Source organism: Kribbella sp. CCNWLW201, from assembly GCF_037203805.1.
Classification (GTDB): Bacteria; Actinomycetota; Actinomycetes; order Propionibacteriales; family Kribbellaceae; genus Kribbella.
In genome coordinates this window covers 1623957-1648215 of record NZ_JBBCBQ010000001.1, presented here as the reverse complement: position 1 = coordinate 1648215, position 24259 = coordinate 1623957, and the positions used below count along the sequence as shown (strand labels likewise).

23 protein-coding genes are annotated in these 24259 nt (G+C 67.3%); 11 read left to right on the top strand and 12 right to left on the bottom strand.

The genetic code is table 11. From position 1 onward, the window contains the following. Positions 1–9 precede the first annotated feature (9 nt). A complete protein-coding gene (locus V9K99_RS07935; RefSeq protein ID WP_337323040.1) occupies positions 10–600 on the top strand; it encodes a PadR family transcriptional regulator in 591 nt (196 codons plus the stop codon). Here V9K99_RS07935 and V9K99_RS07930 read toward each other — a convergent pair. Then, the gene (locus V9K99_RS07930) at positions 592–1341 is read right to left on the bottom strand and encodes an IclR family transcriptional regulator (protein WP_337323041.1); all 750 of its coding nucleotides are present in this window, start codon (positions 1339–1341) and stop codon (positions 592–594) included. The genes V9K99_RS07935 and V9K99_RS07930 overlap by 9 nt on opposite strands. A 66-nt stretch (positions 1342–1407) precedes the next feature. On the opposite strand from V9K99_RS07930, the gene pcaH reads away from it, so the two are divergent. Genes pcaH through V9K99_RS07900 form a run of 6 tightly spaced genes read left to right on the top strand, consistent with a single transcriptional unit; the run spans position 1408 to position 6107 of the window. Further along, positions 1408–2175 carry a protocatechuate 3,4-dioxygenase subunit beta gene (gene pcaH, locus V9K99_RS07925; protein ID WP_337323042.1) on the top strand — a complete coding sequence of 256 codons (768 nt, stop codon included), beginning with the start codon at positions 1408–1410 and terminating at the stop codon, positions 2173–2175. After that, positions 2168–2722: a protocatechuate 3,4-dioxygenase subunit alpha gene (gene pcaG, locus V9K99_RS07920; RefSeq protein ID WP_337323043.1), complete on the top strand. Its 555-nt coding sequence runs from the start codon at positions 2168–2170 to the stop codon at positions 2720–2722. Before pcaH ends, pcaG begins: the two co-directional genes overlap by 8 nt. Next, the gene (locus V9K99_RS07915) at positions 2722–3858 is read left to right on the top strand and encodes a lyase family protein (RefSeq protein WP_337323044.1); all 1137 of its coding nucleotides are present in this window, start codon (positions 2722–2724) and stop codon (positions 3856–3858) included. Before pcaG ends, V9K99_RS07915 begins: the two co-directional genes overlap by 1 nt. Continuing rightward, the gene (locus V9K99_RS07910) at positions 3851–4573 is read left to right on the top strand and encodes an alpha/beta fold hydrolase (RefSeq protein ID WP_337323045.1); all 723 of its coding nucleotides are present in this window, start codon (positions 3851–3853) and stop codon (positions 4571–4573) included. Before V9K99_RS07915 ends, V9K99_RS07910 begins: the two co-directional genes overlap by 8 nt. Then, positions 4570–4935: a 4-carboxymuconolactone decarboxylase gene (gene pcaC / locus V9K99_RS07905; RefSeq protein ID WP_337323046.1), complete on the top strand. Its 366-nt coding sequence runs from the start codon at positions 4570–4572 to the stop codon at positions 4933–4935. Before V9K99_RS07910 ends, pcaC begins: the two co-directional genes overlap by 4 nt. Beyond that, the gene (locus V9K99_RS07900) at positions 4932–6107 is read left to right on the top strand and encodes a 4-hydroxybenzoate 3-monooxygenase (protein WP_337323047.1); all 1176 of its coding nucleotides are present in this window, start codon (positions 4932–4934) and stop codon (positions 6105–6107) included. The genes pcaC and V9K99_RS07900 overlap by 4 nt, the downstream gene beginning before the upstream one ends. Here V9K99_RS07900 and V9K99_RS07895 read toward each other — a convergent pair. The 7 genes from V9K99_RS07895 to V9K99_RS07865 are packed head-to-tail and all read right to left on the bottom strand — an operon-like array spanning position 6104 to position 12588. Further along, positions 6104–6544, bottom strand: coding sequence for a PaaI family thioesterase (locus V9K99_RS07895; RefSeq protein WP_337323048.1), 441 nt, complete (start codon positions 6542–6544; stop codon positions 6104–6106). The two genes, V9K99_RS07900 and V9K99_RS07895, sit on opposite strands and share 4 nt — an antisense overlap. Before the next feature lie 15 nt (positions 6545–6559). Then, positions 6560–7426, bottom strand: a complete 867-nt coding sequence (locus V9K99_RS07890) for a sugar phosphate isomerase/epimerase family protein (RefSeq protein WP_337323049.1) — start codon at positions 7424–7426, stop codon at positions 6560–6562. Further along, positions 7423–8421: a sugar phosphate isomerase/epimerase family protein gene (locus V9K99_RS07885; RefSeq protein WP_337323050.1), complete on the bottom strand. Its 999-nt coding sequence runs from the start codon at positions 8419–8421 to the stop codon at positions 7423–7425. Before V9K99_RS07885 ends, V9K99_RS07890 begins: the two co-directional genes overlap by 4 nt. Before the next feature lie 21 nt (positions 8422–8442). Then, the gene (locus V9K99_RS07880; RefSeq protein WP_337336377.1) at positions 8443–9615 is read right to left on the bottom strand and encodes a Gfo/Idh/MocA family protein; all 1173 of its coding nucleotides are present in this window, start codon (positions 9613–9615) and stop codon (positions 8443–8445) included. Then, positions 9612–10421 (bottom strand): ATP-binding cassette domain-containing protein, encoded by an 810-nt coding sequence (locus tag V9K99_RS07875; protein ID WP_337323052.1) that lies wholly within the window; start codon positions 10419–10421, stop codon positions 9612–9614. The genes V9K99_RS07880 and V9K99_RS07875 overlap by 4 nt, the downstream gene beginning before the upstream one ends. A 2-nt stretch (positions 10422–10423) precedes the next feature. Further along, complete coding sequence (locus tag V9K99_RS07870; RefSeq protein WP_337323053.1) at positions 10424–11485, bottom strand: ABC transporter permease; 1062 nt, start codon at positions 11483–11485, stop codon at positions 10424–10426. A gap of 44 nt (positions 11486–11529) precedes the next feature. Continuing rightward, the gene (locus tag V9K99_RS07865) at positions 11530–12588 is read right to left on the bottom strand and encodes a sugar ABC transporter substrate-binding protein (protein ID WP_337323054.1); all 1059 of its coding nucleotides are present in this window, start codon (positions 12586–12588) and stop codon (positions 11530–11532) included. A gap of 247 nt (positions 12589–12835) precedes the next feature. On the opposite strand from V9K99_RS07865, the gene V9K99_RS07860 reads away from it, so the two are divergent. Further along, entirely contained in the window at positions 12836–13873 is a 1038-nt protein-coding gene (locus V9K99_RS07860) for a LacI family DNA-binding transcriptional regulator (RefSeq protein WP_337323055.1), read from the top strand. A 6-nt stretch (positions 13874–13879) separates the two neighbouring features. On the opposite strand, the gene V9K99_RS07855 is transcribed toward V9K99_RS07860, so the two are convergent. From V9K99_RS07855 to V9K99_RS07840, 4 genes are all read right to left on the bottom strand, one after another. Continuing rightward, on the bottom strand, positions 13880–16726 hold the full coding sequence (locus tag V9K99_RS07855; protein WP_337323056.1) for a CBM35 domain-containing protein: 2847 nt from the start codon (positions 16724–16726) through the stop codon (positions 13880–13882). Between the two features lie 90 nt (positions 16727–16816). Further along, complete coding sequence (locus V9K99_RS07850; protein ID WP_337323057.1) at positions 16817–18025, bottom strand: ROK family protein; 1209 nt, start codon at positions 18023–18025, stop codon at positions 16817–16819. Positions 18026–18095: 70 nt separating this feature from the next. Next, entirely contained in the window at positions 18096–18491 is a 396-nt protein-coding gene (locus V9K99_RS07845; protein ID WP_337323058.1) for an SRPBCC family protein, read from the bottom strand. A gap of 52 nt (positions 18492–18543) precedes the next feature. Next, entirely contained in the window at positions 18544–19545 is a 1002-nt protein-coding gene (locus tag V9K99_RS07840; RefSeq protein ID WP_337323059.1) for an aldo/keto reductase, read from the bottom strand. 361 nt (positions 19546–19906) lie between these two features. Here V9K99_RS07840 and V9K99_RS07835 point away from each other — a divergent pair, with 361 nt between their 5' ends. The 3 genes from V9K99_RS07835 to V9K99_RS07825 all read left to right on the top strand — a co-directional run bounded on the left by V9K99_RS07835 (position 19907) and on the right by V9K99_RS07825 (position 24227). Continuing rightward, entirely contained in the window at positions 19907–20860 is a 954-nt protein-coding gene (locus V9K99_RS07835; protein ID WP_337323060.1) for a hypothetical protein, read from the top strand. 93 nt (positions 20861–20953) lie between these two features. After that, positions 20954–23602: a P-loop NTPase fold protein gene (locus V9K99_RS07830; protein WP_337323061.1), complete on the top strand. Its 2649-nt coding sequence runs from the start codon at positions 20954–20956 to the stop codon at positions 23600–23602. A 241-nt stretch (positions 23603–23843) separates the two neighbouring features. Then, entirely contained in the window at positions 23844–24227 is a 384-nt protein-coding gene (locus V9K99_RS07825; RefSeq protein WP_337323062.1) for a hypothetical protein, read from the top strand. Positions 24228–24259: the final 32 nt, after the last annotated feature.

Here is a 24259-nt window from a genome sequence, read left to right as displayed (position 1 = left end):
CTCCGGACCATGTCGTTGCGGTACGCCCTGCTGGCCTTGCTGACGTCGCGGCCGATGACGGGCTACGACCTGTCCAAGCACTTCAGTCAGTCGGTCGCGCACGTCTGGTACGCACCGGACTCGCAGATCTACCCCGAGCTGAACCGGATGGAGCGCGACGGGCTGATCGAGAGCGAGACGGTGCCGTGGGGGCCGAAGGGGACCAAGAAGGAGTACCGGATCACCGACGCGGGCACCGCGGCGTTCCGGGAGTGGATCAACGAGCCGCTGGTGATCCGGCGGCAGCGCGATCCGGCGTACCTCAAGTCGGCGTACCTCGAATGGGCCGATCCGGACGCGGCCCGGGACCAGCTGCGGCGGCACCTCGAGTACTGGTCACAGCATCTGCAGATGCTGAAGGAGACGCGGCAGTCGCTGATCGACCACACCCACCCGACGCTGCAGTACCGGTTGAAGAAGTTCCCCGAGGAGGAGCACGACCGGATCGTCCGCTACAAGGTCTTCGCGTACGACGGCCTGATCGACAGCGCCACCGCGGAGGTCCGCTGGGCCCGCAAAGGCCTGGCGCTCATCGACGAACTGGAAGGCGACTCAGCCTAGGCTCCGGCCGATGCCGTTCGCGGCGACCTTGAGCGCGGCGACGAGCCGGCCCTTGTCCCGCCTGAGGTTCGGTACGACGATCCCGAGCGCGGCAACCACCTCGTCGCCTTGGTGAATCGGCACGGCCACCGAGCACGCACCCAGACTCATCTCCTCGACCGTGGCGGCGTACCCGTCGACGAGGATGCGTTCGAGCTGGTCACGCAACCGCGACGGCTGAGTGATCGTGTACGGCGTGACCCGCTTCAACGGCGACGCGAGCGCTTTGGCACGGACGTCTTCAGGCGCGTGAGCCATCAGGACCTTGCCCACCCCGGTCGCGTGCCACGGCAGGCGGGACCCGATCTTGCTGACCACGGGCACCGATCGCTGACCGGAGATGCGGTCGATGTAGAGCACCCGCGTTCCATCGCGTACGGCGAGGTGGACGGTCGCGAGTGTGGCGGCGTACAGGTCGTGGAGGAACGGCGATGCCACCTCGCGTACGTCGGTCTGCACCGGCGCGAGGATGCCGACGTCCCACATCCGCGGGCCGACAACGTATTCGCCGGTGGACGTGCGGGCCAGAGCGCCGAGCCGGGTGAGCTCGGCGATCAGTCGGTGGGCGGTGGACAGCGGGAGATCGGCGCGGCGGGCCAGCTCGGTGAGGGTGAGATGTGGATGGGCCTCGTCGAACGCGCTGAGCAGGGCGACCGTCCGCGACACCACGGTGGCGCCAGGTTGCGAGGTTCTGCCGGCCATGAAGGTCCTTCCGTCCAGTGGAAGTCTACGGTCTCCGGCGGCGGGTGTGGCTCGTAGCCTGAACGCGTGACAGCCCAACCGGACGCTCTGATCAGCCAGCAGGCCATCAGCGAAGAGATCGAGAAGATCCACGCCGACCTACGGGCCGGCGACGAGCAGCCGCGGCTCGACTTCCCGCCGTACCGGAGCACGGCGCTGCGGCATCCGACCAAGGAACTGCGGCATGCCGACCCGGAGGGAGCGGAGCTGGTCGCGCCGGTGTTCGGGCACTCGGATGTCGGCGCGCTGGAGTCCGATCTGACCATCCAGCGCGGTGGTGAACCGATCGGCGAACGCATCCTGGTGCGCGGCCGGGTCGTCGACGGCGACGGTCGGGCGGTACGGCGTCAACTGGTCGAGATCTGGCAGGCCAACGCGGCCGGACGGTACATCCACAAGGGTGATCAGCACCCGGCGCCGGTGGACCCTCATTTCACCGGGGTCGGGCGTTGTCTGACTGATGACGACGGGTGGTACTCGTTCACGACGATCAAGCCCGGGCCCTACCCGTGGCGCAACCACCGGAACGCCTGGCGGCCGGCACACATCCACTTCTCGCTGTTCGGCACGGACTTCACCCAGCGCATGGTCACCCAGATGTACTTCCCGAGCGATCCATTGTTCGCATTGGATCCGATCCTCCAGTCGATCCCCGATCAGAGCGCTCGCGACCGACTCGTCGCGACGTATCAGCACGATCTGTCCCAGCACGAATGGCTGATGGGCTACCGCTGGGACATCGTGTTGACCGGCAGCCACACCACGCCGATGGAGCAGGAGGACGACAATGTCTGACCTCGTCGCGACCCCTGGTCAGACCGTCGGTCCGTTCTTCCACTACGCCCTGCCCTACCCCGGAGATCGGGAGTTGGTACGGCGGGGGAGTCCGGGCTCGGTGTGGTTGCACGGCCATGTGTACGACGGCGACGGCAATGGAATGCCCGACGCGCTGCTCGAGATCCGTCAGGCCGACGCGTCCGGTGTGGTTCCTGAAGTCGAGGGCTCGATGCGTCGGGACGGCGCGCGCTTCACCGGCTGGGGCCGCAGCAACACGGACCCGAACGGTCACTACTGGTTCAGCACGGTCGAGCCGGGGCCGACACGACCGGGTGCGCCTGCTTTCTTCGCGGTCACGGTTTTCGCTCGTGGTCTGTTGAATCGGCTGTTCACGCGGATCTACCTGCCCGGCGATCTCACCGGCGATCCGTTGCTGTCGGGGCTGGACGAGGCGGATCGTACGACGCTGGTCGCCGTCCGCGAGGACGACGGGAGCCTGCGGTTCGACATCCGGCTGCAAGGGCCGGGCGAGACGGTCTTCCTGACCTATCCGGGGCATTCCTGATGGCCTCGCTGCTCGAACCTGGATCGCATCGGGCGGCCGGTGTGGTCGACGACGACGCGCTGGTGGCGGCGATGGTTCGGGTCGAGGAGGCGTGGCTGCGGGTCCGCGGTCTGTCCGGTTCTGTGGAGAAGCCTGTTGTGCTGGATCTGGCTGAGGCGGAGTCGGGTGGGAATCCGGTGCTGCCGTTGGTGCAGGCGCTTCGGGCTGACTTGGGGGTGGAGGTTCATCGCGGGCTGACCAGTCAGGACGTGCTCGACACGGCGTTGATGTTGCTGGCTCGGGATGCGGTGGCGCGGATTGTCGACAATCTGACGAGGGTCGCGGATTCCCTTGCGGGGTTGGCTTCTGAGCATCGCGGGTCGGTGATGGTCGGTCGGACGTTGACGCAGTACGCGGTGCCGGTGACGTTCGGGCTCAAGGCTGCGCAGTGGTTGACCGGGGTGCTGGATGCGCGTGCTGCGGCGGGTGCTGTGGTTCTTCCGGTGCAGTGCGGTGGTGCGGCTGGGACGTTGGCGCTGGCGGGGGAGTTGGTGGCTGATCCGGTGGAGGCCGCGCGCGCGTTTGCTGACGAGTTGGGGTTGGCTGCACCTTCGTTGAGTTGGCACACGCGGCGTACGCCGGTGACGCGGCTCGGTGATGCGTTGGTGGAGACGTGTGATGCGCTCGGGCATATCGCGGGTGATGTGTTGGCGCTCGGACGGCCGGAGGTTGCGGAGGTGCGGGAGGGCGCGGCTGGTGGGCGCGGTGGGTCGTCGACGATGCCGCACAAGCAGAACCCGGTGCTCAGTGTGCTGGTCCGGAGTGCTGCCTTGCAGGCGCCGCAGTTGGGTGCGCAGTTGCATGTGTGTGCGGCTGAGAGTCAGGACGAGCGGTCGCCGGGCGCTTGGCATGCCGAGTGGCCGGCGTTGCGCCGGTTGCTTGAGTTGACGATGACGGCATCGAGCCAGGCAGCCGAGCTGGTCGCCGGCCTCGAGGTGGACACGGCCGCGATGCGCCGCCGCGCCGAGTCCGCGGCGCGCGACCTGCTGAGTGAGCGGGGATCCGGGGACGCGGCCTCGGATGACCCGGCGTCGTACCTCGGCGCGTCCGATGTGCTTATTGATGCCGCACTTGCCCGTTGGACGTCTCGTGGTTGAGGTCGCGGCGACGCGGCTCGCGGGTGAGCCTGGTGTCGGTGACCTGCTCATCGTCGGGCCCTCGCTCGGTACCTCGGTCGAGGCACTGTGGGGCCAATGCGCGAAGCTGCTTGGCGACTTTGAAGTGATCGGGTGGGACCTGCCGGGACACGGCCGGAGCCGTCCTGCGTCGGAACCCTTCACGCTTGCTGACCTGGCATCCGCCGTACGCGGACTGCCGGATCGGGACGCCTGGTACGCAGGCATCTCGGTCGGCGGAGCCGTGGGTTTGCAGCTCGCAATTGATCCCGGCCCTTTCGAAGCGGTCGCCGCGCTGGCCACGGCGCCCAAGATCGGCGACGCGCAGGCGTGGCGGGAACGGGCCGAGCTGGTACGGCGTGCCGGAACCGGAGTCATGGTGTCCGGTTCGGCCGAACGCTGGTTCGCGCCGGGCTTCACGGACCGCCGGCCCGACATCACCAGCGCGCTGCTCAACTCGTTGCTCGACGCCGACCCGGGCTCCTACGCACTCGTGTGTGAGGCGCTGGCCGAGTTCGATCTGCGGGACCACGAGGCCAAGCTCCCGCTGCTGGTCGCGGTAGGCGAACACGACCCGGTCGTGAGTGTCGAAGGCGTGATGCTGGCCGGCTGTGGGCACCTGCCCGCGGCCGAGGATCCGCAGGCGGTCGCGACGTTGCTGCGAGCGTTCTTCACAACCCAACGAGGTGCGCGATGACGTACGACGAGGGCATGGCGGTACGACGGGAAGTCCTCGGCGACCCACATGTCGACCGAGCCGAGGCGGCCAAGACCGAACTCACCAAGGACTTCCAGGATTTCATCACCCGCTATGCCTGGGGTGAGATCTGGACCCGGCCAGGGCTCGAGCGACGCGACCGCAGCATCATCACGCTCACCGCATTGATTGCCCACGGCCACTGGTCCGAGCTGGAACTCCATCTCCGCGCCGCGCTCCGCAACGGCCTGACCCGCGACGAGATCGCCGAGGTCATCCTGCAGACCGCCGTGTACTGCGGGGTCCCCGCCGCCAACCACGCCTTCGCGGTCGCGAACGCCGTACTCGAGGAGGACGCATGAAGCACGGCCGTACGTCGGTGGGCATCGTCGGTGGCGGCCCGGCCGGGCTGATGTTGTCCCACCTGCTGCACCTGTCCGGGATCGACTCGGTGGTGATCGAGACGCGCAGCCGGGTCGAGATCGAGCACACCCACCGCGCCGGCATCCTGGAACGCGACAGCGTCCGGCTGCTCGTGGAGTCAGGTGTGTCCGACCGGGTACTGCGCGACGGCCACGAGCACCGCGGGATCGACCTGCGCTTCGGCGGAGTCAGTCACCGGATCGACTTCCAGGGACTGGTCGGCGCATCAACCTGGCTCTATCCCCAGACCGACGTCTTCATCGACCTCGCGAACGCCCGCGAGCGCGACGGCGGCGACGTACGGTACGGCGTCACCGACACGGCCGTCGTGGATCTGACCAGCGATCAGCCGGGCATGCTGTTCACCGATGTCGACGGTGTCGAGCACGAGGTGCGATGCGACGTACTGGTTGGTGCGGACGGCTCGCGGAGTATGACGCGGTCGGCGGTGGAGAACCGTCAGGAGTACTTCCGGCAGTACCCGTTCGCGTGGTTCGGCATCCTGTGCGAGGCGCCGCCGAGCGCGCCCGAGTTGATCTACACACGGTCCGATCGCGGCTTCGCGCTGATCAGTCAGCGGACGGATTCGGTGCAGCGGATGTACTTCCAGTGTTCTCCCGAAGAGTCGGTCGACGACTGGTCCGAGGACCGGATCTGGGCCGAGTTGCAGGCACGGTTGGCCGGTGAGGACGGCTTCAGGTTGAAGGAGGGCCACATCTTCAGCAAGACCGTGCTGCCCTTCCGCTCCTACGTGTGTGAGCCGATCCGGCACGGCAACCTGCTGCTGGCCGGCGACGCCGCACACACCGTCCCACCGACTGGCGCGAAGGGGCTCAACCTCGCCCTCGCCGACGTACGCGTCCTGGCCGAGGTGCTGGAGCGCGCCGTACTCAAGAACGACAAGGCAGCCCTCGACGCCTACACGCCACGCGCGCTGTCGCGGGTGTGGAAGGCGCAGTACTTCTCGGCCTGGATGACGACTCTGCTGCACGCGGTGCCCGACGCGACGGAGTTCGACGTACGACGCCAACTCGGCGAACTGTCCGCCGTCGTCGACTCCGACCACGGCCGCAGCTTCCTCGCCGAGTCCTACACCGGCTGGCCGAGCTAGCGCTCCGGCCGCTTGTCCACGCAGATCAACGTCTGCTGGCCGGACGCGACCAGCGACCGCTCGGCACCCTGGACCCCGAAGACTTCCAACCGGCACACGGTCAGAGTGCGGCCCGACTTCAGCACAGTCCCGATGGCTTCGAGGTGATCGCCTTCGGCGGGGGCCAGCAGGTTGATCTTGTACTCGACCGTGAGCACCGAACTGTCCTCGGGGAACAGCGTGTACGCCGCATAGCCACCAGCGCTGTCCGCGATCGCGCTGGTGGCACCGGCGTGGAAGTATCCGTGCTGCTGGGTCACCTCGGGCCGGCTGGGGAGAACGATGTGCACCCGGCCGGGCGCGATCTCCGACAGCCTGGCACCGAGATGATGCATCAGCCCCTGGCGCTCGAAACTGTCCCTGACCCGCGCTTGTACCTCAGCTGTCGCAGCCTCCATGTCACGCGACTCTACTCACCACGAGCTCACATACTGGTCGATGGTTTTGCGCATGTACGTCGCCGAGTCGCGGGCGCGGTCCTCCCAGGCGAACACGCACGAGGTCATGATGGTGTCGTCGCGATCACCGAAGCCGAGTTTGCCCAGCGTGGTGAAGAACGTGTCCCAGTCGACTTCGCCCTGGCCGATGTCGAGGTGCTGGTGGATCCGGGCGGTGGAGCCGGGTGGGTTGACGATGTAGCGCAGCCCGGACGAGGCGCGGTGGTCGAAGGAGTCGGCCAGGTGCAACTGGGTGAGCAGTGGGCCGGCGTATTCCAGGATCTCGACCATGTTGCCGCCCATGTGGAAGGTGTGTGGGGCGCAGTACAGGAACGACACCAGTGGTGAGTTGATGCCGCGGATCATGTCGATCGCGACCAGGCCGTCTTCGACGAAGTCGTCGGGGTGCGGCTCCAGGCGCAGCTCGACGGCCTCGCGTTCGAAGACCGGCAACAGTTCTTCCAGCGACTTCCAGAACATGGCTTCGCTGCGGCTGGCCTGTTCGGGGCGGCCGTTGAACTCGGAGTTCATCACCCGGCAGTCGAGATCGACGGTGAGCTGGATGGCGCGTTTCCAGTACCGGACCGCGGCTTGGCGTTCGTCCTCCTCCGGTCCGGACCAGCGGTATAGCGGCAGGTGCGAGGCGATCTTCACCCCGGCCGCGTCGAGCGCCTTCTTGAACGCCTTCACCGTGCCGTCGTCGGCGCGGGGGTGCAGGAAGAACGGCGTGAAGTCGTCGCGCGGCGAGAGTTCGATGTATTCGTAGCCGAGGTCGGCGACGAGCCCGGGCAGCTCGAGTAGGGGCGTCGTACGGAACATGTACGGGTCGAGCGCGATCTTCATTCGAGCACCCCGGCCTTCTCCGCGGCAGCGATCAGGTTGTCGGCGGCGAACTTCAGACCGTCGATCTGGCCGAAGGACGCGTCCTCGTGCTCGATGTTGACCGGCAGTTGCGGGTTCACCTTGTGGAGTGCGGTGAGGAACCGGGCCCAGAAGTCCACGTCGTGGCCGCGTCCGACCGCGACGAACGACCAGCCGGGGACGGCCGGCCAACGCGTGACGGTGTAGTGACCGCCCAGGCCGAGCGGCTTCTCCTCGGCCGGGATCCATTCGAACCGGTCGTCCAGTACGCCGTTGATCGCGGCGGTCTCGTGGATGAGCGTGTCCTTGGCCGCGGCGAAGAACACCAGTTCGCCTAGGTCCTCGATCGCCCGGATCGGGTCGATGTGCTGCCAGAACAGGTGACTGGGGTCCAGCTCCGCACCGATGTGGGTCGCGTTGGTCCGCTCGACCAGCCGCTTCAAGGTCGCCGGGTTGAAGACCAGGTTGTGCGGGTGCATCTCGATCGCGACGCGTACGTCGTACTGCGAAGCGAGGGCCTCGATCTCAGTCCAGAACGGGACCGCGACCTCGTCCCACTGGTAGTCGAGGGTCTCCTTGTAGACGCTGTCCCAGGGGATGACGGTCCACGACGGCCGGGTGCCGCCGGGGTCGGCGGCGGGCAGCCCGGACATGGTGATGACGGTCTTGATCCCGAGCAGGCCGGCCAGCTTGATGCTTCGTTTGAGGTCGTCGGCGTGGGTGATCTCGGGGTCGGGGTGGAGCGGGTTGCCGTTGCAGTTGAGAGCGGTGAGTTCGATGCCGTACTTCGCGAACACGGCCAGGTACTCCTCGCGGGCAGCCGAGCTCTCCAGCAGTTGCTCGACCGGAAAGTGCGGCGTACCGATGAACCCGCCGGCGTTCACCTCGACGCTGGTCAGGCCGAGGTCGCGCAGGATCGCCAGCGCCTCGTCGAGGGTCTTGTCGTGCAGGCAGGCGGTGTAGGCGCCGAGCTTCATAGACGGTGGTTCCTTTCCGGATCAGATGAGGGAGACAGCCTGGCCGTGGTTGAGGGCGGACTGGGTGACGGCGGCGAGGATCTCGAGGTTGTGCAGCCCGTCGGCCAGCGACGGCACTGGCGGGAGCTTGCCGAGGCCGGCGACCTGGTCCAGGAACGCCCGGGCCTGCCAGGCGAACAGGTCGTTCTGGCCGTGGCCGACCGAGGGGAAGTCCATCGGGATGCCCTTGTCGATCCCGGGGTGCTGCGGACCGATGAGCACCGACCGGAAGCCGTTGGTCTTGCCGTCGGGACCGTGGTCGGCGAAGGTGAACTCGCCCGGCCGGTTCAGGTCGAACGCGGCCGCGCCGTCGGCGGCGAACACCTCGAACCCGAGCCCGTTCGGCAGGCCGTGCGAGATCCGGCTGATCGAAAAGGTGCCGACGGCACCGTTTGCGAAGGTTGCCGTGAAGGTGGCGATGTCCTCGTTCTCCACCGGCTCGAAGGTGTCTCCGACAGCACCGGCCGCATGCCCAACTGTGGCGCCGAGCGGCACCGGACGCTCGGCGGTGAACGTCTGGAAGACCGCACCGCTGACGCTGGCGATCGGGCCGCACAGGTACTCACCGAGGTCGACCATGTGGCTGCCGATGTCGGCCAGAGCTCCGCTGCCAGGGCCGCCCTTGTAGCGCCAGCTCATCGGGTTGCCCGGGTTCTGTGCGTAGTCGCACCAGTAGTGACCGTTGAAGTGCCGCACCGGCCCGATCGCTTCGAGCTGTTCACGGATGGCGTTGATTCCCGGCGTACGACGGAACGAGAAGCCGACCCCGGAGATGGTGTCCGCGGCCTCGGCCGCGGCGACCATGGCCTTGGCGTCGTCGACACTCGGCGCCAGCGGCTTCTCGCACAGCACATGTTTGCCGGCCGCAAGCAATGCCTCGACCACCGGACGGTGCAACTCGTTGGCGATGGCAACGGACACGACGTCGATGTCCGGCGCGTCCACGATCGCCTGCCACGAGGTCTCGGACCGCTCGTAGCCGAACCGCTTGGCGCCGTCGACCGCGAACGGTTCGTACGCGTCGGCAACGGCGACCAGCCGGATCTCGGGCAGGTCGAGGTCGTAGAGCTGGGAGGCGGCGCGATAGCCCGCCGCATGCGCCCGGCCGACCATGCCGGCACCGATCACTGCCACGCCGAGAGAGTTCTGGGTCACAGCTGTCCTGCCTTCGCTTCGGTGGTGTTGAATGCTTCGATCTCGGCCTCCAGTTCGGCCATCGCCTCGCCGCCGGCCATCAGGTCGGTGATCTCTTCCCGGGACCGTTCGCCCTTGCGGAAGTCAGCGGCCAGCGAGCCGCGGATCAGTACGGCGAAGTGGTCGCCGACCGTCATCGCATGCGTGACGTGGTGCGTGACCAGGACGACCGCGATGCCCTTCTGGCGCGCCTGCATGATGATCCGCAGGACGTGTGCGGCCTCCTTCACCCCGAGTGCCGCGGTCGGCTCGTCGAGGATGAGTAGCTTGGCGCCGAAGTACACCGCCCGCGCGATCGCCAGCGCCTGCCGCTCGCCGCCGGACAGCCCGCCGACCAGGCGGTCCCCGTCGGTCACCCGGGTGATGCCCAGACTCTGCATCTCCTGGACGGCGATCCCGCCGGCGAACTTCCGGTCGAACCGGCGGAATGGCCCACGCCACTTGGTCGGCTCGGCCCCGACGAAGAACGACCGCCCGATCGACATCAGCGGGAACGTGCCGCCGAACTGGTGCACGGTCGCGATACCGCGCCCACTCGCATCCCGCGGACTCCGGAACACGACGGCTTCGCCGTTGGCCTCGATCGTGCCCGAGCTCGGCTGGTGAACCCCCGACAGGATCTTGATCAGCGTCGACTTGCCCGCGCCGTTGTCACCCAGCAGACAGAGGACTTCACCCGGGTGCACCCGCAGCGAGATGTCGGTCAGTACGTCGGTCGCGCCGAACGACTTGCAGACATCCCTCAGCTCGAGCAGCGGTGTCGCCATGGTCACGCCTTCCTCTTTGTTTTCGGTGCATGGGACAGGGCCATCCGCCGGAACGTGTTGTTCATCAGTACGGCGGCCAGGATCAGCACACCGAGGATCAGTGCGGCCCAGTCGGAGTTCCAGCCGGTGTAGTAGATGCCCTGGCTGACGATGGCGAAGGTGAGAGTGCCGAGCACGATGCCGACGACCGAGCCGTAGCCGCCGGTCAGCAGCACGCCGCCGATGACGACCGCGATGATCGAGTTGAAGACGAAGGACTGACCGTTCGCGACCTGGGCGCTGTTGTAGAGCATCGTCTGGATGACGCCGACCGTTGCGGCCCCGAGCCCTGAGGCCATGAAGAGCGTGATCTTGACGCCCTGGACCGGGATACCGGTGGCGCGGGCGCTCTCCTTGTCGCCGCCGACGGCGAAGACCCAGTTGCCGTACGGGCTGACGTGCAGCAGCCAGCCGACCACCAGGACCGCGGCGATCCACCAGAAGATCGCGGTCTCGAACTTGCCGCCGACCAGCGTGCCGAGCAGTTGCTTGGCCGGCGGACCGGGGTCGATGGCGACGCTCGTCGTACCGGTGATGACCCGGGACAGACCGAGGGTGAGACCGGAGAGTCCGGACAGGGTCGCGAGGGTGACGATGAAGGAAGGGACGTTCGTCCGGGTCACCAGCAGGCCGTTCAGGAAGCCGACGGCCAGGCCGAGCGCGAGCGCGGCGACGATGCCGACGATGACCGGTGCACCCCAGTAGCCCGAGATGATCGCGACCGTCATCGAACTCGACGCCAGCACCGAGCCGACGGACAGGTCCAGCTCACCTGCGACCATCAGCAGGCCGACCGGGATCGCGATGATGCCGAGTTCGGCGGCCACGTTGAGCCAGCTCGCGGCGCCGCCGGCGGAGAGGAACTGCCCGCCGCCGAAGATCGCGAAGAACACGAAGACACTGATCGTTCCGATCAGGGCACCGGTCTCCGGCCGGCGCGCCAGGTCGCCGACCGACACCCCCGATCGCGCGCCGTACCCGGCCTGCGACTTCGCCGGCGACGGTTCGGCCAGTTGGACTGTCATGGGGATACCACCTTCGATTGGTTCCGTCCGGGATCGGTCACGGATCACCGGACGCCGGCCTTGGCCCCGGCGATCGCTGAGTCGACGTTGTCCGCGCTGATGATGGCGGGGCCGGTGAGCAGCGGGCGCTGCGGCAGTTCGAGGCCGTACTTGAGGTAGCCGTTGGCCATCGAGACCGCCAGATACCCCTGCATGTAGGGCTGCTGATCGATCGAGAACAGCTGCTTGCCGGCCTTGATCCGGTTGAGCTGCGACTCGTCCATGTCGAACGTGCCGAGCTTGACCTTGCTGCTCAGACCGGCCTGCTCGATACCGCTGAAGGAACTGTCGGCGTCCTGGGTGCTGATGGTCACGACACCGTCGATGGTGTCGTCCTTGAGCAGGGCCGCCTTGACGCCCTGGGCGACGGCGGTGGGGTTGCCGAAGTTCGAGGACGGCATCGGCAGTTGCTTCGACGTACCGCCGCTGGCCTTGACGCCGTCGGCGATGCCACGGCAGCGCGCCTCGGTGTTCGCCGCACCCGGGACTGTGTTGACACACAGCACGTTCTTGGCGCCCTGCTTACCCAGGAACTCGCCCCCGGCCTTGCCGGCCGCGTACTCGTCGCTGCCGATGTAGTTCAGCGCACCGACCCGGTCCGCGGCCTCGATCCCGCCGGCGTTGTAGACAATCGCCGGGATCCCCTTGGCGACGACGCGTTTGAACGCCGCGTCCTCGGCCTCGGGCACCCAGTCGGGGGCGAGTACGGCGCTCGCGCCCTGACTGAGCGCGGAGTCGATCAGCTTGGCCGCGTCCGGGCCGAGGTTGTCGTAGTTCTGCGGCCCGAGGAAGGTGACCGAGCCGCCCTGGGCCTGGACCACCTTGGCCGCGTCGTCGACGCCGCGTTTCACCTTCGACCAGAACGGGTCGTCCGACTTGCCGCCGATGACGAAGATCGCGACCTTCCCGGTGTCGGCGGCCGCCTTCGCCGTACTGCCGGCGTTCCCGGCGTCGGCCGCGTCGGGGGCCGAGCCGGACGGTTTGCCGCTGTTGCAGGCGCTGGTGAGGAGCAAGGCCGCCACTGCGACCGCGCCGAGAGCCCCGCGGACCCATCTGGTGCGCATGTGTGTTCCCTTCATGAGCTTCCTGAGCTGTTGCCGGTGTGTGGCGCCAGTCACCAGGGAACCGACACATTTCGGTGCTGTCAATACTTTGTTACGACATTTTAGAGCGCTCTAGAGGTTCCTTCGTTGTAATCTTCTATAGCGCTCTAGAGCTATTGACCTAGAGCGCTCTAGGCGAGATGCTCGGACGCTGCCGTGCCGGGTGCGCTACGGTGATCCGACGCGGGAACGGGAGGTGGTGAGGGCGATGGCGGGAGAGCTTGGCCGGGCCGGCCGGCGGGTCACGCTCGCGGACGTCGCCAAACGCGCCGGCGTCTCACCGGCGCTGGTCTCGATCGTCATGCGGGACGCCCCGGGAGCGAGTCAGCAGAGCCGGCAGCTGATCCTCGCGGTCGCCGAGCAGCTCGGCTACCGCCCGGACGTCCGGGCCCGTTCGTTGGCGAGCCTCAAGGCACACACCATCGGCGTGCTGTTCGGCCGAGCCGGTCGCTTCCACCTGGAACTCATCGACGGTCTCTACGCGGCGGCCGAGGAACGCGGCTGGGATCTCGTCCTCAGCGCCCTCACCACCAGCCGGGACGAGAAGCGAGCGCTCGCCTCCCTCCACGACTTCCGGTTCGACGCCCTGATCATGCTGGGCCCACCCGTCGCCGAGCCGCTGCTGGCCGGAAGTGTTCCGCTGGTGGTGATGGGATGGCATGTCGACCATCCGGATGTCGACATCGTGCGTACGTCGGACGAGCACGGCATGGCGTTGGCCGTGCAGCACCTCGTCGACCTGGGCCATCGCCGGATCGCCCATCTCCAAGGCGGGGACGGGCTGGTCGCGGTCGCCCGCCGGGATGCGTACGTGAAGGCCATGCGTGCCCACCGCCTGACCAAGCAGATCCGTGTCGTCCGGTGTGACGGTGAGGACCAGCTCGACGGGCAGCGCGGGGCCCGGGCGATGCTCGACGACGGTGCCGAGCTGCCGACGGCCGTCATCGCCTTCAACGACGACATCGCCGCGGCCGCGATGAGCGTGCTCGGTCAGCAGGGCATCGACGTACCGGGGGAGGTGTCGATCATCGGCTTCGACGACAGCGTCCTGGCTCATGGCCCGGTGATCGATCTGACCAGCGTGCAGCAGATTCCGCACGAGATGGCCCGGCTGGCGGTCGATCGCGTCATCGCTCGTACGGCGGGTGACGCCGTACCTGATCGTGAGCTCGTCCTCGAGCCTGAGCTCATCGTCCGCTCGAGCACCGGCCCCGCGCCCGGGCTCAGTCGGGCGCGGGACCGGTAGCACTGGTTACCCGATGGAGATGCGGTCCAGGTCGGGAGCGGAGTCCTCGGTGTTGAAGATCCGGATGGTGTTGGCGCCGGCCTGCAGGTTCACCGGCATCGTGACGGTTTGGACGGTCGCGTTGCCGATACCGGTGACCGACGCCTCGACCGGTACGCCGCCGTTGACGGATACGAAGTACGAGCGCGTCCCGTTCACCGTGTAGTCGATGTAGAGGGTGTACTGCCCGGCCTGGTCCACGGTGACGTCCGGGAAGACCACGTGCGCGTCATCCGAACCGCCGAGGTTGCGGACCTTCTGGCTGCCCGAGCATGCCGAGCAGTTCGTGATGCCGGCGCTGCCGATCTGGTTGAGCGAGCTCTCGGCCTCGCGCATGAACAACCGGTCCGCCGGGCGCACCTGGATCGGGATCACCTTCGACACCTTCTTCGGAATCCCGACGGTCTCGAACGTCACCTCGACCGGCACCTGCACCGCCCCTGTCCCGGTGAGCGTCCACGAGCCGGCGATCGTCTGGCCGAGACGCAATCCAGACTTCTCGACCGGGCTTTCTGTCACCGTCCAGCCCGACGGCGCGACCGGCGTCATCCGGACGTTGTCGACCGAGTCCTCGTCCAGCCGCAGTTCGGCCGAGATGTCCACCGACTGTTGCCCTGGACCGACCCAAACCACGCCCGACGGCTTCACCGCCATGGTCGTCTTCGGCACGTACGACGCCGGTGGCATCGGACCCACCGCGATCCGATCGAGGGCCGCCGTACCCGACACCTGGATCGTGTTCGCACCAGCATTCAGTGGTACGGCGATCGCCGTACTGCCGGGGACATCGGGGTTGCCGGCGTCCAGGGCTGCCTTGATCGGCGCACTGCCATTGACCCGGACGGAGAACGAGCCGGCGGCTGACGTCGTACCGTCGAGTTGCAGGCGGTAGGTTCCGGCGGTGGGAGCCTGGACATCTCTATAGGTGACGCTGCCGTGGCCGGTGACTCGAGCGGAGCCTGAACAGGCTGCGCAGGGGTCGGGTCGTGCGGCGCCGCTGAGGTATGCGTGCTCGGCCTCGAGTGGCAGCGGGTTCGCGAGCTTGGTCGGGTAGGCATAGCCGACCTTGATCTCGTCGATCTTGAGCTGCTTGTAGAAGGGTGGCGCTTGTGGGCCGGACCAGGTGTTCAGCACGTCCAACTTGATGTAGCGGGCAACCTGGTTGCCGATGTCAACGAACTGGACCCCGCGTCGGCTCGGCATCGCCCTGGTCCGGACGGACTTCCAGGTCTTGCCGTCGACGCTGACCGACACCTGGTAGTCCTTGATCCGCGCGGAGTCTTCCGGGCGACCGAAGGACTCGCGGGCGTGGGTCGGCGACCACTCCGTCTGGTTCACCGCCAGGTACGCCGCCTTGCGCGCCCGGCCGAGGTCGAGTGTCACCGAGACCGGGAGTTGCCCCTTGGCGTCCCAGTAGCTCGGGTAGCTATCGTCGACCAGGCTCGACGCGGGACTGCCCGCGCTGGCAGTCGCCTTCAAGGTCGACTGCGGATAGAGGCCCTCCTGCCCGTCCGTCGTCACCTTGAAGACGGTGTCGTAGGTGTCCCAGTCGGTGATGCCCAGGATGCTGAGGTAGCCACCGGACTGGTTGAAGCGCAACTGCTTGCCGGTCCGGACATCCGTGACTCCGGTGACCCGGTAGCCGTTGTCCCGAAGTCTCACCAGGTCCTGCGACTTCGGTTTGGTCAGTACGTGGACGTACTGCGTGCGCGCGTCGTCGGCGAGGGTGATCACGCCGTGCGCGCCGTCGTTCCAGAATCCCGGCTGCATGCCCCCGTACATGTAGCCGCCGCCGTTGGTCTTCGCCAGTGACGACCAGATCGGTGGCAGCCACTGGGCCATGAAGTTGTTGAAGTTCTCCTGTTGCGGCGGGAACTTGCCGTTCACCATCGCGGTCTCGGCCATCAGCGACTTGATCGAGGAGCCCGCGTTGGCGACGTACCGGCCGACACTCAGGCCGTAGTCGACCGCGCTGTCGTTGCCGTCGTACCACCACTGGCCGACGGTCGGCAGCTTGTAGTCCGCCTCGACCAGCCGCGGCATCGGCGTGAAGGTGGCCTGCGGGTAGTCGTACGCCGGGGTGATGCCCGTCTTCTGCTCGTTGGAGACGGTGTCCATGATCGGCGTGTCTTCGTTGTTGTTGCTGAGCAGCCAGGTCGGACGCTTCTCCCGGATCTGCTCGTAGAGTCCGTTGCGTTCCCAGTAGGCGTTGTCGTTGTCGATCCAGAAGCCGGACAAGTCGGGATAGTTGTCCATCACCTCGTGGAACAGGTCGTAGCTGTACATGCCGAACCCGTCCCGCGTGGTCAGATCCACCTGCTGACCCTTGTACGCCGAGTAGGCCGCCGAATCGAGTGTCTGAACGCCCGGGACCTCGTTGTGCCACTGCGGATCGTCGGTCATGTAGAGCAGGATGTGGACGCCCTTGGCCTTGCCGGCGGCGATCAGCTCGCCCAGGAAGTCTCGTTGCGTGGAGCAACTACCAGGGATGGCCGACGGCCACGGCCTGGCGTAGCCGAGGCGGCTGTGGAAGGTGGCCAGCACGATGTACGACGCGTGCAGTTTGCGCGCCTCGTCGACCCAGTAGTCGGCGCTCCAGCCGCCGGCGGTGACATCGCGCTCCCAGGACGCGCAGTCGGTGTGGCGGGGCGCGGTGAACATGCCCCAGTGCAGGAACAGTCCGGCGGTGGAGTCGCGCAGCCACTGCTGACGCGGATGCTCCACCTCCGCGTGGGCGGGGGTGGTGGTGCCGAGCATGGCGGAGAGCAGGGCCAGGACAAGGGTGACGGCGTGGAACCGCCTTCGATAGGCCATCGGGTTCTCATTTCCGGACGGGCGGGGGAAATTATGGCAAGTAGCTTGCCTATTGAGAGATCCGATCTTTGCAACGTCCTGGCGGCCGGGTCAAGACCCGGGCACCGCCAGCAGCTCGGCGATCACCGTGTCCAGTGCCATCCGGGCAGCGCCCAGAGCGACCGAGTCGGCGCCCATCGTGGAGGTGATCACCTCCACCGGGACCAGCGTCAGCTTGGCCAGTTCCCGGCGGAACGGCTCGGCGATGATCGCGCCGCCGCGCGACATCCCGCCGCCGAGCACGATCACCTCGGGGTCGACGGCCAGGGCGAGCACGGCCGCGCCACGGGCGAGCGCCTCGGCGAACTCGATCAGCACCGCGAGGCTCTCCGGGTCCTGCCTCGCGGCCGAGGCGACCACCAACTCACCCTCGCGGCCGGGGCCGACGTTTTGGTCGGCAGCCAGTACGGCGCCCCGGGCGTGCAGGCGCGCCATCGCCGCTTCCCAGCCGAGCATCGGGAACACGCCGATCTCACCGGCCGCACCGTGCCGGCCTTGGTGCACCTGCCCGTCGATCAGCACGCCGGCGCCTGCGCGATGTCCGGCGAACATGTAGACGATGTCCCGGTGCTCGCGAGCCGCACCCTTCCAGTGTTCGGCCAGCGCGGCGAGCTTCACGTCGTTCGCCACCGCAACAGGCTTTCCCAGTCCGCCCGATAGCTCCCCGGCCACGTCGATCTCGGTGAAGCCGGGCAGTGAGTACGGCGCCAGGCCTGAGCCGAACGGTCCTTCGCGGACGTCGTGCACTTCCTCGGCGGCGCGGAGTGCGCCGGTCACCCCGCAGGCGATGCCGGTGATGTCGGCCGGCCCGAGGTTGGCCTGCGACCAACTGATGCGGGCAGCCTCGACTGCGGCTTGGACGCGGTCGGATGCGGGCAACTCGGGGTCGAGTTCGACGCGGTGGGTGGCCAGGGTTCTGCCGCGTAGATCGGTCACCACGGCCATCGCCTTGTGTGCCCCGATGTCCAGGCCGCTCACGTACCCGGACTCGGCGCGGAACCGGAAGTAGCGGGCCGGCCGACCGGCGCTCCGGGCCTCGGACGGCTGGCGAGGTGGGGTCGTCTCCTCGACCCGGCCCTCGGTGAGCAGTTCGGCGAGCAGGTCCTCGGCGGTCGGCCGGGAGACGCCGACGACCGCGCGCAGTTCGCGCAGCGTCAGCGGCTCCGACTCGAGGAACGCGCCCAGGGCGGCGGCCAGGTTCAGCCGGCGCAACAGCGACGAATCGCCCATCCGCCCGCCGACGGCTCTGTCCTGACTCATCCGATGACTCGCCCCATGCTCGACCGATTTTGCTAAATGGTCTGCACATTATCACCGGACGGATACCTGCTCAGCTACCTTCGAGCAGGTTCTTCAGGGTGACCAGATCGGCCTGTACGGCGTCAGCGTCGCGGGCGAAGTCGTCCTCGGTCATGTCCGCGCGACGGCGGACGGTGAAGACGACTTCGCAACCGTCGCCGTCGGCGATCACGCGCATGGGATTGTAGACGGATTCGCCCGACGGAAGTGTCACGGTGTGGTCCAGGACGCCGTACTCATTGCTCTCGGCAAACTTGACGACGATCCGTCCCATCGGTGAGTCGGCGACCCAGTCTCCGTCGACCTGCTCGATCGAGCCGGCCAGCCCGGCCGCCCACTCGGGCGCGTTGGCCGGGTTGGACGCGTACTCGTAGACCTCCTGGGCGGTCCGATCGATGTGGGTGCTGAGGTGTCGTGAAGTGCTCATGACCCCCGACGTTAGCGAGCCGCCGCCGAGGTCGTCTTGAACGAATCGGTCATCAGGCGCTGGCTTGGTCCAGTCGTTCCAGTTGGTCACCGGTCAGCTTGATGTCGCCCGCGGCCAGGGCTGTCTCGAGCTGCTCGGGCGTGCGCGGACCGATCAGGGTGATCAGTTCGGGATCGGTCTGGTGAAGCAGCCAGCTGATCACGAGCTGGTTCGGCGTGACGTCCAGCTCGGCCGCGACCTCGGTGAGGACGGCGAGTCGGGCGTCGGCGTCCGGACCGGCGTACGACCGCATGATCTGATGTCCCTCGCGTTTGGCCGGGTCGTCGTAGATGCCCTTCAGGATCGGCGAGTACGCCACCAGGGTCAGGTCGTCGTTGGCACGCAGATAGTCGACTTGCTCATCGTCGACAATCGACAAAGTATTGACGCCGGCCTTCGGCCGCAGATACGAGTGCTCCTGCTGTACGGCGACCGGCACCGGCCAGCCGTTCTTCTCGGCCAGGGCGCGGATGCGCTCGAGCCGCCAGGTCCGCACGTTCGACCACCCAATGTACCGAGCTTTGCCGGCGGCAACGATCTCGGCGAGTGCCTCCAGCGTTTCCTCCAGCGGCGTGGACCGGTCGTCGACGTGGACGTAGTACAGATCGACGTGGTCGGTCCCCAGCCTCCGCAGGCTGTCGTCGATCGCCTGCCGCAACGTGTCACCACTGGCACCCACCCACTGGGCCGCCATCGTCTCGTAGCTTCCGTCTCCGGACCGGATCGCCTCCGGATCACGCACCCACGCGCTTCCCTTGGTGGCCAGGAAGATCTCGTCCCGCTTCCCGGACTTGGCAAGCCAACGCCCGAGGAGCGACTCGCTCTCGCCCCCGGTGTACGGCCCGGGCCACCACGCGTAGCAGTCAGCCGTGTCGATGAACGTCCCGCCGGCCTCCAGATACCGCTCGAGCATCCCGACCGACGTCACCTCATCGGTCGACGTACCCATCAGCATCGCCCCCAGCGCCAGCTGGCTGACCTGCTCCCCAGTCCGCCCCAACCCGACCGTACGCATCAACATCCTCCTCGCGACTCCGTCCCGTCACCGCGAGCCTATGCACCCCAAATCCATACGTCCAATGCCAACAACTACCCCACTTGATGCACACAACGCATCAACTAGCTGTCCGAGGTGGGTTCGGGAGTCGTTTCACGAGGCTGCTCTGCTCGCCGCTGAGCGGGTTGCTGACGTTCCTTCCGTCGGATTCCTGGCCACCATCCTGCCCGCCGAGGGGGTCCATCCCAGCACGTTGCTGATGGCAACGGTTTGTGGTTCGCGAAGAAATTTCGGTTGGCGTTGAACCGATTCGTCGGGGGGTGCGTGTGGTGGGGCGAGAGACACCGGAGAGCACACGTTCCAGACCACGGAGGATCTGATGAGGAAGTCCCTTGCTGTGACGATCAGCGCCGTTGCCGCCGTACTGACCCTGACAGCATGCGGTTCGGCGTTCGTTGACAAGTCTGCTGACGACGGCGAGCCGGCGGGGAGCGGTGCGCCGGTGGCTCAGCAGAACAACGCGCCGGCCAACGGTGCGCAGGCGAAGACGCAGGCCGGTCAAGAGGAGCCTAAGGTGCTCAAGGTCCAGCGGGTTCCGGGCCTGACGCCCATCGTGACCAGCGCGAGTGGGCGCACCGTGTACCGCTTCGACGACGACTCGTCGAACCCGTCGAAGTCGAGCTGCTTCGACGCGTGCGCCAAGGTGTGGGAGCCGGTTCTGGCCGGTTCGGGCGTCGAGATCGACGGTGGTGGTATCGACGAGCGCCTGATCGCCACGATCGATCGTCCGGAGGGCAAGCAGGTCACGCTGAAGGGCTGGCCGCTGTACTACTTCAAGGACGATCTCCGGCTCGGCGAGCTCGCCGGTCAGGGCCGCGGCGGCGCGTGGTTCGCGGTCAACCCGCAGGGCGGCAAGGCCAAGTCGACGAAGCCGACCAGTACGACGGCGCCGGTCCAGAAGGATGTGCAGACGCTGACCGTCAACGTGGTCGACGGCTTCATGCCCTTCGTCACCAACCAGGCGGGCCGGACCATCTACCGCTTCGACAACGACTCCGCCAACCCGTCGCGGACCACCTGCTTCGGCGAGTGCACGAAGAAGTGGGAGCCGGTGCTGGCCGGCAAGAACGGGATCAAGATCCTGAGCAACAAGATCAACCGTGCGTCGGTCGGCACGATCGATCGCCCGGAAGGCAAGCAGGTCACGCTGAACGGCTGGCCGCTCTACTACTTCCACAAGGACAAGAAGCTCGGCCAGACCGCCGGGTACGGCGTCGGCAACGCCTGGTTCGCCATCGCCTCCGACGGCAAGAAGGCCCCCCGCTGCCCCTGATCCACCCCACTGAGTGGCCGGACACCTGCCCGGCCACTCAGTGCTGTCCGTGGTGCATCGAGGCCCGTATCGTGCTGACCGGGGGTGGTGGCGATGGCACAGGCACCGAGTGGGTGGTCGGGGTCGTTCAGCGAGGCGTTGCAGTGGGCGGAGGCGTCGGCGGCGTTGCGGGGACCCGGCCGGGTGGTGGGCGAGTCGGATCTCTTCCTCGGCACCTTGCTGGCTCACCCTGATCCGGACGGCGAGATGCGCCGGTTGATCGGGTACTTCGGGCTCACCGCGCGCGATGTGTTACCCGACGACTTCCCGAAGGTCACGCTGGACAGCCTTCGCCGCGCGGCCGCCACCGTCGGTACGACGAGCACGGCCAGCCTGGACCAACCCGTCACCCGGATCATCGCGGCGGCGGAACGGTTCACCAGCAGTCGGCCGACCATCCTCGCCGACCTGGTCGGCGCCCTCTTGTCCGATTCACCGGTGTTCCAGCAGGCTCTGCAGCGCGCGCTGGATCGATCCGGTCTCTCGGTCAGCATCCTTGCCGACCAGTACCGCACCTTCCTCCGCGAGTTGGACCCGCAGAAGGAGGTCGCCGGCGAGAAGCTCGGTGCCTGGTTGACCCGGAACTTTCCGCGCAAACCGGCCAGCCTGGCCGCGTTCAGCAGTGACGTGGTCGACCCGACGGCCGACTTCATCGACGTCAGCATCGAGGCCGACGCCTTCGCCTACCTGATCTCGTCCCGCACCCTGGTGCCGCCGCTGGCCATCGGCCTGTTCGGTCAATGGGGCAGTGGCAAGAGCTTCCTGATGGCCAAGATCCGGTACCGGATCCAGAAACTCAGCGAGTTGGCCCGCTCCAGCGAGGAGGCCAACCTCGCTGTCTGGCCCAATGTCGCGCACATCGAGTTCAACGCCTGGGAGTACGTCGAGACCAACCTGTGGGCCTCGTTGCTGGACAAGATCTTCGACGAACTGAGTCCGGAGGCGCGGAAGAAGCTGTCCGATCGGCGGCGCGAGGACACGTTGAAGGAGCTGGACGACAAGAAGAAGGACGTCGCCGAGGCGGTCCAGAAGCTGGAGACCTTGCAGGCCGCGGAGACCACGGCTGCGAACGTCGTACGGAAGAAGCAGGAACATCTCGACACGGTGGTGCGGACGACCGCCGAGCTCCGGGACAGCATGATCACCGGAGAACTCGAATCCACTGCCCGGGCCGCGCTGGTCCGGACTGTGGTTGCCGTGGGCAAGAAGGAGCTCGGCGACGAGGTGACCGATGCGGTGACCGACGTACGACGTGCCGCTGAGGCGACTCGAACGAGTCCGTGGCTGCAGCAGAAGTTCTGGACCGCCAAGCGAGTCGTCTACGTGGCGCTCGCGGCGGCCGTCGTACCGGTTGTCGCGTTCGTGATGGACCAGCTGTCGGCTCCACCGCTCACGAGTGTGGTGGCGAGCGTCGTACCGCTGATCCCGTTGGCAGCGCTGGCACTCAAGGCGGCGGCAACCTTCGCCACGAACCAGCAGGAGGCCTTGGCGAGCGCCGAGCGCAAGGTCGACGAGCAGCTCGCAGGGGCCGTCACCGCAGTCAAGAACGATCTGACTGAGGCCAACAAGACGCTCGAGAAAGCGCGCACCGACTTGGGGGTGGCGGAAACCGACGCTGCCAAGGCTCGTGACGAGCAGGCGGTACTGGAGCGGAAGCGTGATGCGCTCACGGTCGGGAACACGCTGGTGGAGTTCCTGGCCGATCGCGAGGCCAGTGAGGACTATCGCAGCCAACTGGGTCTGGTCAGCAAGGTTCACCAGGACCTGCAGGATCTCGCCGACCTGACCGCCGATTTCAACATGGAGACCCCACAGGCCGCGGGTGGGCCGCCGAATCGGATCGTGTTGTACATCGACGATCTGGATCGGTGCCCGCCGAAGAAGGTGGTCGAGGTCCTCGAGGCGGTGCACCTGTTGCTCTCGTTCCCGCTGTTCGTGGTGGTCGTCGCAGTGGACACGAGGTGGCTCAGGTCGGCCCTGCACGACGCACTGCCCGCCCTCGACGCGAAGCCGAACGAGGCCGGAGAGCAGCCGAAGGCGATGGATTACGTGGAGAAGATCTTCCAGATCCCGTTCTGGGTGGAAGAGCTCGACGACGACGCCCGGCGCCGCCTGTTGCGCGGCCTGCTGCTGCCGTCGGTGGCAGCAGAGCAGACCAACGCGGTCGGGCGCGGCAAGACCCTGCAGGTCGGGAAGCGCGAGGAAGAGCTGGTGAGCGCGATGCTGACCGACTTCGGCAGCTGGCTCGACCTCGACGCCAGGCAGCTCGCGCTGACCGATGACGAACTCGCCTTCATCGAGTCGCTGGCACCGCTGATCGGCGGGACGCCGCGCCGGGTCAAGCGCTTCGTGAACATCTGCCAACTGTTGCTCGCGATGGCACCACCGCTGTCGGCGGACGGCGATCAGCCGACCGAGCGGATGGCCACCTGTTTCATGGCGGCGGTGCACGAAGGTATGCCACGCCTGGCAAGCCGTCTCGCCGAAGCATCCGCCGGTCTGCGTGGGGCGCCCACCCTGCTCACTACGCTCGCCGCCCTCGACCCCGTCGAGCTGACCGTGGAGCGAGAGCGGGTGCAAGCGTGGTTGCAGAAACGACTGCAGCTAACGCCTGGGACGGCCCCGTTCGAGCTGACCCCGATGAGCAGGTTCCTCGCCCGCTTCGAGCTGATTCGCCGGCTGACCTTCGAGACCGGAGCCTGATCACTTGGTCGGAGTTGCCGAGGGGGGTGGACGACGTGCGGGGGGTGAAGAGGGGATAGGTGCGGGTCGCCTGCGGTGGCAGTTGCAAGGAGGCGGCGACGCGCTGGACGAGGTTGATCGAATCCGGCACCGCCTTGCGTCCCTTGCCGGGGCGGTAGATCCGCAGATTGATGTACCAGTCGCCGATGATCGCGACCGCGACCGCGCCGGTCCGATAGGCAGGCTCGGAGAATCCGATCGGATGGTCGGCCGGGAACAGCGTCCACGCGGGGCCCGCAGCGCGGCCACGGATGCGTCGGCCGCCTGCCTCGCGGCGGTTGCCCGACCGGCCAGATCGGTCCCGAACGCTGTCGACGTACCGCCGGTCCAGGCCTTCGCCGCGAACGCCTTCTTCGCCGCGTCCAGTGCGGCGGCGGCCGAGGCGGCCGGCGTACCGGCCGTTGCCAACGCCCGACCGACAGCAGCCTTGTACGGGTTGGACACCTCGTCGGTCAAGCTCGTCCCCAGGTGTCGAGTGCAGGAAGCCAGGCCAATTCTGACCCGAACTCCGACCACTGTCGGTCAGTTCGCCCTCACATCTCGTTGCAACTTCGTGCAACTTCGCGGGCACAGGCGTCGTCGTTGACGGGTCAGATCACGGCGGGGAAGATGAAAACA